13 protein-coding genes are annotated in these 13,854 nt (G+C 35.7%); 3 read left to right on the plus strand and 10 right to left on the minus strand.

Going from position 1 to position 13,854, the window contains the following annotated elements:
- Positions 1–3: 3 nt before the first annotated feature.
- The 3 genes from BUA89_RS12755 to BUA89_RS12765 are packed head-to-tail and all read left to right on the plus strand — an operon-like array spanning position 4 to position 1,974.
- Positions 4–456, plus strand: a complete 453-nt coding sequence (locus BUA89_RS12755; protein ID WP_072958338.1) for a FixH family protein — start codon at positions 4–6, stop codon at positions 454–456.
- A complete protein-coding gene (locus BUA89_RS12760; protein WP_072958341.1) occupies positions 447–1,214 on the plus strand; it encodes a sulfite exporter TauE/SafE family protein in 768 nt (255 codons plus the stop codon). The genes BUA89_RS12755 and BUA89_RS12760 overlap by 10 nt, the downstream gene beginning before the upstream one ends.
- 13 nt (positions 1,215–1,227) lie before the next feature.
- Positions 1,228–1,974, plus strand: a complete 747-nt coding sequence (locus tag BUA89_RS12765) for a hypothetical protein (protein WP_072958345.1) — start codon at positions 1,228–1,230, stop codon at positions 1,972–1,974.
- A 59-nt stretch (positions 1,975–2,033) separates the two neighbouring features.
- On the opposite strand, the gene serS is transcribed toward BUA89_RS12765, so the two are convergent.
- The 10 genes from serS to BUA89_RS12815 all read right to left on the minus strand — a co-directional run bounded on the left by serS (position 2,034) and on the right by BUA89_RS12815 (position 13,612).
- Positions 2,034–3,302 (minus strand): serine--tRNA ligase, encoded by a 1,269-nt coding sequence (gene serS, locus BUA89_RS12770; RefSeq protein WP_072958348.1) that lies wholly within the window; start codon positions 3,300–3,302, stop codon positions 2,034–2,036.
- A gap of 67 nt (positions 3,303–3,369) precedes the next feature.
- Positions 3,370–3,873, minus strand: coding sequence for a hypothetical protein (locus tag BUA89_RS12775; RefSeq protein ID WP_072958351.1), 504 nt, complete (start codon positions 3,871–3,873; stop codon positions 3,370–3,372).
- A gap of 108 nt (positions 3,874–3,981) precedes the next feature.
- Positions 3,982–5,238 carry a lipopolysaccharide biosynthesis protein gene (locus BUA89_RS12780; protein WP_072958354.1) on the minus strand — a complete coding sequence of 419 codons (1,257 nt, stop codon included), beginning with the start codon at positions 5,236–5,238 and terminating at the stop codon, positions 3,982–3,984.
- Position 5,239: 1 nt separating this feature from the next.
- Positions 5,240–6,370 (minus strand): glycosyltransferase, encoded by a 1,131-nt coding sequence (locus BUA89_RS12785; protein WP_072958357.1) that lies wholly within the window; start codon positions 6,368–6,370, stop codon positions 5,240–5,242.
- A 113-nt stretch (positions 6,371–6,483) separates the two neighbouring features.
- Complete coding sequence (locus BUA89_RS12790; RefSeq protein WP_072958360.1) at positions 6,484–6,972, minus strand: hypothetical protein; 489 nt, start codon at positions 6,970–6,972, stop codon at positions 6,484–6,486.
- A 25-nt stretch (positions 6,973–6,997) separates the two neighbouring features.
- Entirely contained in the window at positions 6,998–8,137 is a 1,140-nt protein-coding gene (locus tag BUA89_RS12795) for a hypothetical protein (protein WP_072958362.1), read from the minus strand.
- Between the two features lie 39 nt (positions 8,138–8,176).
- A complete protein-coding gene (locus BUA89_RS12800) occupies positions 8,177–8,962 on the minus strand; it encodes a (Fe-S)-binding protein (protein ID WP_072958365.1) in 786 nt (261 codons plus the stop codon).
- A gap of 85 nt (positions 8,963–9,047) precedes the next feature.
- The gene (locus BUA89_RS12805) at positions 9,048–10,379 is read right to left on the minus strand and encodes a 4Fe-4S dicluster domain-containing protein (protein WP_072958368.1); all 1,332 of its coding nucleotides are present in this window, start codon (positions 10,377–10,379) and stop codon (positions 9,048–9,050) included.
- 10 nt (positions 10,380–10,389) lie between these two features.
- On the minus strand, positions 10,390–11,340 hold the full coding sequence (locus BUA89_RS12810; RefSeq protein ID WP_072958371.1) for an MlaD family protein: 951 nt from the start codon (positions 11,338–11,340) through the stop codon (positions 10,390–10,392).
- 127 nt (positions 11,341–11,467) lie between these two features.
- Positions 11,468–13,612 carry a SurA N-terminal domain-containing protein gene (locus BUA89_RS12815; RefSeq protein WP_072958374.1) on the minus strand — a complete coding sequence of 715 codons (2,145 nt, stop codon included), beginning with the start codon at positions 13,610–13,612 and terminating at the stop codon, positions 11,468–11,470.
- Between the last annotated feature and the right edge of the window lie 242 nt (positions 13,613–13,854).

A 13,854-nucleotide genomic window follows, 5' to 3' on the forward strand; every position in this document is an offset into this window, starting at 1 on the left:
AAAATGAAAAACTTTAGTTGGGGACACGGTGTTGTTATTGCATTATTGGCATTCATTATTTTCATCTTATCCATGTTATTTCTTTTCCCGAATGGGCAAAAAAATTCTGAGATGGTAACCGATAATTATTATGAAGAAGAATTAAAATACCAGGACGTTATTGATGCTAAAGGAAGAGCAGATCAACTAGAAGAAAAACCCACTTACAGACAAAATAAACAAGGGATAACAATCACTTTCCCTAAAGGATACGATAATTCCAATACCAAAGTGAAATTTGTATTGAACAGAACAGACGATCAGAATCTCGATATCCATAAATCTGTACAATTAGATGCCAACAAATCTTTTTTAATACCTGGGCAGGTATTAAAAATAGGAAATTATACGTTAAGACTGACTTGGACAAAAGATAAAACGGACTACCGAATGGATTATGATGTAATATGGAAATAGCACTCGTTTTATCGGCAATCGGCTTGGGTTTTGCTTCCGGCTTTCACTGCATCGGGATGTGCGGACCCATTGCCCTATCGATGGGATTAACAAAAAAACAGGCCACCAATTTTTACCTTCAGAATCTTACCTATCAATTCGGAAGAATTTTCACCTACTCACTTTTAGGTGCCATTTTAGGAATTATAGGAGAAGGATTTGAGATGGCTGGTATTCAGAAATACCTTACCATCGCTGTTGGAATCCTGCTTATTATTATGGCTGTATTTTCTTTTGGCGGAAAAGATTTTGCTTCAAAAATTCCTTTTTTCTCTAAATTTTTATTTAAAGTCAAATCAAACTTAGGCAGGCTTCTTCAAAAAGCAGATTACCGTTCCAGATTCACCACGGGGATATTAAATGGATTTCTGCCGTGCGGGATGGTTTACATGGCTTTAACGGCAAGTTTAGCAAGCGGAGGAATATGGCAGGGAGCTTCATATATGGCTTTATTCGGGTTAGGAACACTTCCGTTCATGTTTGCGGTAGTTTTGGTCGGAAATCTCATGAATCAGGCTTTCAGGATAAAGGTTCTAAAAGCGATTCCTATAGTGATGATTATTTTAGGAGGATTATTTATTGTCCGTGGTCTTGAATTAGGAATTCCCTATATCTCCCCAAGAGCAGAAGCCATGACGATTTCTAAAGATAATCAGGGAGATTGTCATTTACCCGGAGACCACAGCACGCATAACCACACCAACACCAATTGTCATTAATAAAACTTATAATATGAAAAAACTCTTATTTTTCTTGAGTGTCAGTCTATTTGCACTTCAGTCGTGCTCTATTAATTCAGAATCTGTTTATCATGCTGACTCGGCATCTACGATGGTAATGGATGTTGATATGAAAGACGCCATGACTATGGTGAAATCTATGATGCCGGATTCCTTAAAAGATAAAAAAGAATTTGGTAAGTTAGAAAAACTTCCAAAAACATGGACGAGCCTTTATGATCTGGAAGAATTAGAAGGAAAAAAGAAATCCAAAAATCCGGATTCCATTAGAATCATGAAAAAAATATTCATGAAATCTAATTTTCAGAATGATGAAATGGCCGGGCTTTCTCTAAAACTGGATCATTTTACAAAAGCCGACTATGCATCAGCACAAAACATATCTAAAAAACAGCAGCTTCCTCTCGACCAATTAAACACCAACCAATGGGACGGAAAAACTTTGGTCATTGACACGGAAAAGTTTGATATGAGCAATATTGAAAGCATGATTACAGACAAATTGCCTTCTGATGAAGCAATGGGCAAGGCCTCCGGAATGCTGAAAATGATGTTTAAAGATATCGGAATGACTTTAAAGTTTGATAAAAAGATAAAGTCTATCACCGGAAAACATGATTGGATTACCAAAACAGACGATCATTCCGTGAAAATCAAGTACGATCTGGATTATTTGTTTAGTGAAGACAAAAAACCTCTTCAATTTTCTGATAAAAAGATTATTATTGTAACTGAATAAAATAACAAACCCTCCGAAAAATTTCGAAGGGTTTGTTTTATTTTAAAGATCATTAAATCTTAATTAATAACATCAAATCTCGCATATTCAGCGATCTTTTTAGGAAGCTTAATTCCTTCCGCAGTCTGATTGTTTTCGAGCAAAGCCGCCATAATTCTTGGCAGTGCCATCGCAGAACCGTTCAATGTATGAACCAATTGAGATTTTCCGTCTGCTTTGTAACGGCATTTCAATCTGTTTGCCTGGAACGTTTCAAAGTTAGAAACAGAGCTTACTTCCAGCCACATTTCCTGAGCAGCGCTCCAAACTTCGAAGTCATACGTCATGGCAGACGCGAAACCTGTATCTCCTCCACAAAGTCTCAGAACTCTGTAAGGCAATTCAAGATCTGTAAGGATTTCTTTGATGTGTTCTACCATTTCTTCCAAAACCGCATAAGAATTTTCAGGTTTTTCAATTCTTACAATTTCCACTTTTTCAAACTGGTGAAGACGGTTCAATCCTCTTACGTGAGCTCCGTAACTTCCCGCCTCCCTTCTGTAACACTGAGAAAACGCCGTATTTTTGATTGGCAAATCTTTCTCATCAAACAAAACATCACGGTAAAGATTCGTTACAGGAACTTCCGCCGTTGGAATTAAATATAATTTGTCTTCGTTTACATAATACATTTGTCCTTCTTTATCAGGCAATTGCCCTGTGCCATAGCCAGAAGCTTCATTAATAACATGCGGAGGATTAACTTCCATATATCCTTTTTCCACGTTTTTATCCAGGAAATACTGAACCAAAGCTCTCTGTAATCTTGCTCCTTTATTTAAGTAAACTGGAAAACCTGCACCGGCAATTTTCACCCCTAGTTCAAAATCGATAAGGTTATATTTTTTTGCCAGTTCCCAGTGAGGAATTGCTCCTTCACCAAGGCCTTCCACATCGTGAGACTGGTAAATAATTTCGTTATCATCAGCAGAAGCACCACTTTTCACCAACTCGTTGGGAATATTAGGCAACTGATAAAGAATTTCTAATAATTCCTTTTCTTTTACTTCTAACTGAACTTTCAATTCCGACGTCGACTCTTTGTATTGTGCTGTTTTAGATTTTGCGGATTCAGCTTCTTCCTTTTTTCCTTCCTTCATTAAAAGCCCGATTTCTTTGGAGATTTTATTGATTTCGGAAAGTTGGGAATCCAATTCAAACTGAATTTTCTTTCTTTCTTCGTCAGTAGCAATAGCCTCGTCTACCAACTCAAGATTCTTGAATTGTCTTTTTTGAAGACCTTCTAAAACGCGCTCTTTATTGTCGCGCAAAAAATTGACTTGTAACATTTTATTTAGATGTTAGTTATTAGAATGTTGAGCATTATAATGTCAACAGTTTTGCAAAGGTAAAAAATTATTTTACGATAGTAACTACGTTCGGGGAACCAGGTGTTTTTGTAAATCTCAACGTATCATTATAATACACTTTCGAGACTTCAAAAAGCGAAGGAGTCCAGCGGTATTGGATCTCAAGCTTATCGTTGATGGTATCCAGAATGGTATTGTTCAGCATTTTCAATAATCTTACCGTAATAACGGAATGATAAGTTTTATTGTTCGGATCAAGCGTATCCAGGCCTACTCTTTTTGCTCCTGCAATATATTCAATAAACAAAGTGGAATCGGCAGTTGCCTTTAAAGAACTGGAAACCGGTGCATTATCCGTAATGCCATTTACATCGTTCATGGAATAGGTAAAGTAGCTTGTATCTTTCTTTTTATGAAACAAGTCTCTTCCACTACCGTTTTGCATGTACATATTGATGATCTGATCGATTTTCTGCAACTCATCCTCGTCCTGTCTACAGCTTAGAAAGGCACAGAAAACAATTAGTAATCCAAAAACAATATTCCTCATTTCCAACAAAGATAAAATTTATTTTAATTTTTCAGGGATTAAGTTCTTTGTTTTAAAATTTTTTAACAACAAATTAATCATATTAAGGGCGAAAATAATGCGAAAAAATTATTTCTTAATCATCATCTTACTCCACAGTAAAATGATTTCCTTTTTAGATAGGATAAAATCGTGAATACTAAATTCCGTGATCTGATAAAATCTCCAAAACAATACTGCTGAAGAAAGGCAATATGAAATTGAAGTCACAATACAGGCGCCTTTTATGCCCCAGAGCGGAATAATATAAAATGAAGAAATAACCGTAAAAACTAATCCTACAAGCGATTTTATATTTAAAATTCTGAGTTTGTTGATTCCTGCAAAATAATACCCAATAATATTACTGACCGCAATGCTTAAAATTCCGGGAGAGAGATATAAAATGATTTCTTTGGTCTGGCTGAAATCTTTTCCGAAAATAGCAGCATAAACCTGCCCTGGGATCAATAACATTATTACAATAAACAAAGCCGTAACCAAAAAGCTGACCCGCATCGAGACTTTGGTTTTTTCTATGGCTTCATTTACATTTTTATTATTAACAACATCGGCATAGAGCACAACCGATAAACTTCTGCTGACCGTCCAGATCGCTTCCGAAAAGGCAACTCCCACAGAGAAAATACCTACACTTATTATTCCTTTAAAATATTCGAGAAAATAAAAAGATAATCTGTAGTTTAAAAACTGCAGAAATGCGCTAAGCTGTGTTTTCCATCCGTAATTGAACAACTGGTAACCTATTTTTCTGGATAAACAGACATTTTTAAAGTCACAATTTTTAACAACCTGAAAAGTACTTATTAAAAACAACAATCCAAAACAGCTTATCTGCGCAATGAAATATGAATTTACGGAAGTAATTTTAACAATATAAATGATAATGCCAATAAAAACAATATGGATAAGCTGTTGCAAAACCGTATACAGATTGAACATCCTGATATTCTGCCGGCCGACAAATAAATTGACATTTGCAGCCAAAAGCGATGATACTACAGAAAGTGCCATTAAATAATCTGAATATTCCGAAGCATGATTAAAACTTAATGCAACAGGAATTAAAACTCCCATTATAATTGACCAGATATAGGCAAAAGGTAAAATCTCCTCCGTTTTAAACTTAGAGGCAAAATAGCTCACACTGCTCCCTACAAAAATATTGGCAAAAAAACTGATGATTGTAAGGTCTGCAATGACTATTGAAATGACACCTTTTCCTTCACTTCCCCACATATTTGTGGAGTAAATGACCAATCCGAAATTTAATATCAGAATTAAAAATCGAGAAACAAAGGTTTTCAAAATAGTGTTTTGCTTCATCCTATTTCATGGAGTTTTTGATGAAGTTGACAAATGAATCTTTAATAAAATTCCAGTTATATTTTTGCTCGTACTCTATTCTTGCATTTTGAGCATGTTCTGAATATAATTCAGGATTTTCGAGATACTGCAGAATACAATCCGCAATGGCATCTGAATCCTCAGGATCTACCAGAAAGCCAAATTTTGAGACGTCAACATGTTGTCTTGTTGCTTTCAAATCGGTATAAATAACCGGTTTTCCTGATGCGGCGTAATAAAATATTTTGATCGGTAAGCAATGATGATTTTCATAGTTTAAAGTTCTCAGATCAAAACAGATATCGGCTTCTGCATAAGCTTCGGTAAAAGTTTCGAATGAAGTTGATGTTCCTATTTTAATATTTTCGAATTGATATTTCTTAACCTGATCCGCAAAATATTTTTCGTCTTTTTCTTTTCTTGCCCCTCCAATTAAAAGAATTGAGATTTCCAACTCTGGTTTTTTATTTCTTAAACTGTTAATCGCAGCGAAGAAATTCCCGATTCCTTTTTCTTCGGAAAACTGTCCTGTGTAACAGAGTGTAATTTTGTTTGGCTCTAATTGTTTAATATTCTCGTGAATATAAATATTATCCGGATAATAAGGCAAAACAATTGATTTTTTAAACGGGAAAAAATAGGCTAAAGGAAACTTTTTTGTGTCTTCACCAAAAATATAATGCGTACTTAGAAAACCTGCATACAATTGGATTAAAAAGAACTTAAAAGCATGAACAATGTTTAAAGGAAATGAAAAGTTCTCAACCATTCTCATCGAAGGATACCATTCCGTAATGTCGTAAACGACACTGATCTTTTTCTTTTTTCTGAACTTTTTGGTTGCAATTACCGCCAAGGGCTCAGAACAAATAATACAGTCCGGTTGAAACATATCACAAACTCTCTCAAAAACATTCGATTTCTCCTTTGTGTTTTTTTCTAAAACGGAATACGATTCAATTTCGATACCTTCAACAGTTCCCTGAAATTCCGAAGAAAGACTGCAAATTTTAACCTGATTTCCCTGATCTCTGAGCGATTTCGCCTGATGATAAAAAATTCTATCATCATTGTAACGGTGAGCAGTGGTTAAAAAAAGTATTTTCGACATTATTTCTTTAGTCAATCTTAATAAATCCTTTATTAAAGATTTTTTTGCAAATATACTTAAAGCAAAAAAAGTGGAACAATTCCACTTTTTGTTTTTATTGATGCAATAAAATTCTATTTAATTCCGGCTGCCCAGCTTCTTTCGAAAGGCAAAAGGAAATTCCCGATGAATTCCATATATGTATTTTTTGAAAAGTCAAAAACTTGAATATCTTTAGAAATTTCTCCGCTTCTTACTTTGGATTTAAAATCGATAAGTTTCAACGTTTTTACTTCACCATTTTCTACATAACTGGCTTTCATTCTGTCGAAAAGACCCAATTGATATTCTTCATCAATTTCTCTCATTATTTTCCCCAGTGCATCAATGCTGCATCCGGAAGCCATTTCTTTTTCTTCATCAACACAGATAACAATGAATTGATTTTTTTCAATTTTAAAAGATGATGAAAGCGGTTTTCCGTGTGCCGCCCACGTAGCCAAAAAGTCGAACAGCTTTTCTGTAATGGTCTTTGCTTCTTTAGTTTCTAAAGGTCTTGATGCGGGATATATAATAACTCTATAGTCGTTAGCTTCTACGATGTTTGATTCTTCAATCTTCATTTCTGATACATTTTAGATTTCAAAATTACGCAATTTTCCTGAGTTTGAAACCATTATACTTTTTACTTAATGCATATAAAAATACGATCAGAAGCATTACAATTAAACCAAAGAAAAACCGTAAGCTCGATGAATGCGGAAAAAATAAAAATTTAATATAGATGTTAACAAAAACAAGAAAAGAAGAAACTCTTATCCACGGATCTTTTGAAAGATAAAAGGTTGATCCCAAAAGTACGACAGCTGTTAGTGTTACTTTTTTAAAATACATAGTTTTCCACAAAAGAATAGCAAGATATTCCTTCAGGGTAAAATCTGGTGACGGCTTGGAAATGAACTCACGTCTGTGAATAAATGTATCGTAAAATAAATGTTTCCATCCCGGATAATGACAAAGCTTGACAATTGCAACATATAAGATTAAAAGAATGATCCCTTGAAGTACAAGGACGAAATTCTTTTTTTTATCTCTGATATATTCGAAAAGCCATACGGTTCCCAAGTAACTTAATGTAAGAGGAATATAATCGGGCCTTGTAAACGTAATGGCAAACAGGACGAGAAACATCATCCATGAATTCCATTTTTTTAGCAGACCGATCATAAAAACCAATAATATCTGAAGAATAAACATATCGGGTGTTGCAATTCTCGCCATGTAGGTCATAGGCGGTAAAAGCAATATCACTACTGGTAAAACAGATGCAATAATATAATTTTCGGGGAAAATAATTTTTAGAATATAAAAAAGCAGTAATCCCGAAATAAAATAAGCAAAAATACTCAATAATGTTACAGAGTCCGGTGAGGAAAATCCCAATTCATATAAAAGTAAAACTCCGAGATTATACCCTATTTTAATCTGAAAATAAGGCAACTGTTCCATAAAAGCCTGTGTATTTCCGGCAAATGCCTGTCGTGCTTTGTCGGCGGGCTTTAATACTCCTAAGATATCTTTATATTGAAGTTCCGGAGCTTTTTTCTGTATTTCCGTGTAGGTAAGCTTTCTGATCTTATGAGGAGATTCGGGATATTTCAAGGTATACAGACATCCAATATAGCCCGGCATATCCCAATCATAAATTCTGTTTTTATAATTCCAAAAACTGAGGAATGTAATTATAATTAGTATGAAAAAAAAGGAAACTCTCCATTTCGTTTTCATGGAAATATCAATTCGTTTAAATTTTTGCTGAGAATAACCTTACAGATCCTCCGCTTCCGCCAAAAGTTCAACAATATCTTTAACGGCAACTTCCTCATTTTTATTAAAATGCTTCACACCGTCTGTCATCATCGTGTTGCAGAACGGGCAGCCTGTGGCAATTACTTTTGGTTCGAAAGATAATGCTTCCTCTGTTCTTTCGATATTGATATCTTTTTTCCCTTTTTCAGGTTCTTTAAACATTTGTGCCCCCCCTGCTCCACAACATAATCCGTTGGTTTTGCAGCGTTTCATTTCTACAAGCTCCGCATCCAGTTTTTCCAATAAAACTCTCGGAGCTTCATATTCATCATTTGCTCTTCCCAAATAGCAAGGATCGTGAAAAGTTATCTTTTTCCCTCTGAAGGCGCCACCTTCAATCTTTAAACGACCTTCTTCCATGAGTTGTTTAAGGAATTGTGTATGATGAATCACTTCATAATTTCCGCCTAAATTTGGATATTCGTTTTTTAGTGTATTAAAACAGTGTGGACAGGCAGTAACGATTTTTTTTACTTCGTAAGCATTCAATACTTCAATATTCGTTAAAGCCATCATCTGGAAAATAAATTCATTTCCGGCACGCTTCGCAGGATCTCCCGTACAGCTTTCTTCCTGTCCCAAAACAGCGAATTCAACGCCTATTTTATTTAATATCTTGCAAAATGCTTTCGTAATTTTTTTCGCACGGTCATCAAAACTTCCCGCACAGCCCACCCAAAATAAAACTTCAGGTGATTTTCCTTCGGCAGCATATTCTGCCATTGTTTTTATATTGAAATCCATCGTTGTCAATTTGAAAATGTGAGAATTTGGAAATTTGAAAATGTATTAATCAATTTTCAAATCTTCAAATTGCATAATTGATTAATTAGTCATTTGCCCAGTTCAGACGATCTGCCTGATTGTACTGCCAAGGAGCGGCATTGTTTTCTACGTTTGTCATCATCAGATTTAATTCCTGTGGCGCAGCAGACTGTTCCATCACCAGGAATCTTCTCATATCAAAAATAATAGAAAGCGGATCCAGCAATACCGGACATGCCTCTGTACATGCATTACACGTAGTACAAGCCCAAAGTTCTTCTTTTGTAATGTAATCGTTCAATAGTTTTTTTCCGTCGTCTATAAAGCTTCCGTTTTTATCAATATTTCTTCCAACTTCTTCCAGACGGTCTCTGGTTTTCATTAGAATTAATCTAGGTGATAATTTTTTTCCGGTAATATTTGCAGGACAAACTGAGGTACAACGGCCACATTCTGTACAGGAATAGGCATTTAATAACTGAACCTGATTCAAATCGAAAATATCTTCTGCCCCAAACTTTGCAGGAACTTCAGCATCACCTTCTGCAGGAGCTGCGTAAGGATCTGCATTCGGATCCATCATCAATTTAATTTCCTTTGTAACCGATTCAAGATTATTGAATTTCCCCTTTTTATCTAAATTAGCATACCATGTACTTGGGAACGCCAAAATAATGTGTAAATGTTTAGAATAATAAAGGTAATTCATAAAGAATAAAATACCTATAAAATGAAACCACCATGCTGCTCTTTCAACAAGGGCTAAAAAACCATTGTCAAAGCTGAAAACCTCGAGAAATGGAACAAAAGTCATTTCACTGATCGGGAAAGATCCATGTTCCGCAAGAACTCCTCTTTGCTGAAGAATGAAATCTGTAGAATTCATGGTAAGGAAAGCAATCATTAAAGCAAACTCAATGATTAAAATCCAGTTGGCATCGTTTTTTGGCCATCCGAAAAGTTCTTTCATCGTAAGCCTTTTAACTCCGTAAAAATTTCTTCGGATAAAGAAAGTCACAACTCCGATTAACACTAAAAGCGCTAATATCTCTAAAGTTGCTGTGAAGAAGTTATAAAAAGTATGTCCTAAAATTGTTGATAAAAATCGGTGAGTCCCAAAGATTCCGTCGACAACAATTTCTATAAGTTCAATATTAATAATGATGAAGCCTACGTAAACAAAAAGGTGCAGAATACCTGCTATAGGACGTTTTGACATTTTGCTCTGCCCCATCGCAACGGTAGCCATGGTTTCCCAACGTTCGGCTTTTCTGTCGCTCCGGTTGATTTCTCTTCCTAATCTGATGTTTCTATATATCTTCTGAAGACTTTTTGCAAACAGCCCAAAACCCGCAACTAATAAAATCAGAAAAATAATATTATCGATATATTGCATGGTCTATAAATTAGTCTTTATTATTTTTTCCGAAAACTGAGAAATTAACATATTTCTTAGGATGAGCCTTTAAATCCTCAATTAAAGCATTTAAATTATTGGATGCTGCATTCAGATTATTATAAAGCTGATCGTCTTTCATAATTTTTCCTAAACTTCCTTCCCCTCTGTCAATCCCTGAAACCACATTGTTTAATTGGCCAACAGTAGCATCTAAGTTTGCAATGGTTGCATTCAGTTTTTTGGTATCAATACTTTCCGCTAAATTTCCGTATTTATCTAAAGTCACTTTACCGGTCTGCATTGTTACGCTTGCATCGTCTAAAACTTTCTGAAGCTTAGGATCGTTATGCCCAACCAAAGAGTTAACACTACCCGCTGTAGTCTGTAAAGCAGCAACTGTTTTGTTAAGATTAGACAATAAAGCCTTAATCTCCTGTCTGTTCTGTGCATCTACCAGCTGATTGGCATTCGTCATTAAGGAATCTACTCTATGCAAAACAACCTGTAGCTGATCTTTTACAGGACCTACCTGAGAAGAAAGGCTTCCCAATGTTCCTAATTTGAAAGCACCTTGCAGAGTATCTCCATCTTTTGCCGTTTGTCCGCCATACATCAAATTAATTCTCATCTCTTTTCCGCCCATTAAACTAGGCTCAAAAATCTCTAATGTAGAATTTTTTGAGAACTCAAAATTATTATCCACAGTGATTTTTACAAGAAAATCGATTTTCCCTTCCTTAGATGTATGAGGTATGATTTTGTCAACCTGTCCTACCTTCAGTCCATTAATGGAAACGGGTGACGATTGAGCTAATCCCTCTACATTATCATATTTTGCGTAAAATATATTGTCGGTAGTAAAAAGGCTTCTGCCTTTCATAAATTGAAACAACACTACAAAGCCAACTATAGCTAAAAGTGCGATTACACCAGCTTTTAATTCTTTACTGAACTTCACTTGCTAAATTTTTTCTAATGAGCAAATATACTACATTTAAATTAATGTTATTCTTTATTGCTCTGCGTTACACACAAAAAAAGCGGCAAAAACTTTGCCGCTTTTCATCTATCTGAAAATTATTTTCTTATTGTTGCTGAGAACCTAATTTATCCCAGATCTCGATTCTGTAATCATCGATCTTAGCATTGTCTTGCAAGCTCTTTAACCAAGCCTGTCCGAACATTCCGCCGTTTCTCTGAGTAACAGATTCTGTAAACTGCTTAAGATCTCCGGGTTGCTTGTTTATTGTTTCATTCTTTTTGATTAAAACATAAACTCCTGTTCCACCTTCTACCGGATTAGAAAGCTTACCTTTCGCTACTCCGAATGCAGCCCCTGCAACTTTCGGCTCCATAGAACCAGCAACTGAAGGGCTTAACAGATTAACCTGTGCAGACTGTTTCGTAGTTCCGAATTGCTTAGCAATCTGATCCAATCCTGATTTACCGATTTTTCCGATAATCTGTTTTGCAGCCAATTTATTTTTCACCACAATCTCGATTTGATCTCTTACAGATTCAGGATCTGCAGTTCCTTTTTCCTGTTTACCGTTTAAGTACACTACGATTTTATCTCCCGTTCCGTCTACCGTGAAGAATTCTGTATCTCCTTTTTCTCTCTTTTTATCGAAAGCCCAGGCTAAGATATCAGCATCTTTATCTGTTCCTAAACCTTGAAGCTGTCCGTCGAATCTCTTCGCCTGCTTAGGATTTGAAAACTGATAGTTTGCTTTTTTAGCAATGTTCACAAAATCGTTGAAAGATTTCCCCTGAACCTGCTGAATAAATCTTCTTGCATTTTTATCTGTTGCCGCTTCCGTAGCATCAGAAGGCTTAACAGCTTTTACCAGGTTAGCCACTTTATAGCTCATTGCTCCCGGTTTTTTATCTTCAATATTGATAATGTGATAACCGAACTGAGTTTCTACAACACCTGTTGCCCCCTTAGGATTGTTCGCCAAATACGTTAAGAATTCAGGAACGAAAGGTGTTTCCGGAGTTGTCCATCCAAGGCTACCAGCCTGAGCTGCGGAACTTGGGTCGTTGGATAATTTAAGGAAATCAGTGAATTTTCCAGGGTTAGCTTTTACAATAGCTCCGATAGAATCGGCTAATTTTTTAGCTTCTTCCTTAGATCTTGTAACACCTTCCCCCGCAGGGCTTCCTTTAAAAGCAATAAGGATATGTCTTGACAATGTAGAATCTGAAGTCTTTTTATCTAAAAGTTTAGACACTACATAGAAATTCTGCTCTTTGTAAGGACCAAAAGTCTGACCGATCGCTGCAGTCGGGATCTGCCCCTGAATAGCCTGCGGCAATTGATTCGGCTTTAAATACTGAGGATTGTAAGGCATATCAGAATTTGCCATAACAAACATTGAGTCGTTTTTAGTATTCTGGAAGTTTTCTGTTCCACCACTAGCATCGGTACCCGCTGAGAATAATTTGTTGATTTCTTTCTGAGCAACTGCATCATCTGCTGCACTTGGCTGAGAAGGGAAATAAACGATTCCCAGGTTTCTGCTCGCATCTGTTTTGAACATTACCGGGTGCTGATTGATATAATTAGCTAAATCTTCAGTCGTAACCTTGATGTTATTTTTTTGAAGGTAAGTCGCGTAATCTACTTTAACGAAATCGATATCAGCTAACTGATCTCTTTCTTTCATTAGCTCTTCAGCTTCTTTCTTACCTGTTGTAATCCCTGTAGAAACATTAGCAAAAACCTGTCTCGCCATCAATCTGTATTCGATTGACTTTCTGGTTTTCAGCCACTGGTTGTACCCTTCCGGCGATGTAGCCTTCATGTCTTCCACCTGTTTTTTAAGCTCCTGAGTCTTGAAATTACCTTTCTCATCGAAAAACTGCTTCTGCTGAGCAAACATCTGATCGTACTGGATCTGATTCCAGAAATAATCTTCCGTCATTTCGAAGCCCATTTTCTCGAATTGCTGTTTGATCAATTTCGATTGTACAAGCAATTGCCAAGCCTGCTCTTCAAGACCAGCCTTTGGTTGACCTTGCTGTTCAGCCTGCTGTTGCAGCACGAAAAGTTGATCTTGAAACTCTTCACGGGTAATTTTCTCACCATTTACTTTTCCTAAAACATCAGGATTTTTACCAAAAACCTTATCGATACTGTCTGGGTTTACAAGGAACGCCAAAAGCGCCAATGCAATTACTCCCATCAAGAGCCAAGGTCTACTCCTAATTGATCCTAAAATTGCCATTATATAAATTATAGTTTTTTATCAGTTTGCGAAAATACACATTTTTAAGAAATTACGGAAATACAAGTCCTCTTTTTAATTTTTAAAATTTAATTTTTAATAAAAAGGAAATTTTGACCGTATTTTTTAGCAAAAAACAAATGGCATAAGTCTTGTGCAATTTAGAACAATACAATATGTTATACGTTTTCAGGGCATATTGTAAAATTTTACGTTAACGATTTAAAACGGAAATGACAATT

The sequence above is a fragment of the Chryseobacterium arachidis genome, from assembly GCF_900129245.1.
GTDB lineage: Bacteria > Bacteroidota > Bacteroidia > Flavobacteriales > Weeksellaceae > Chryseobacterium > Chryseobacterium arachidis.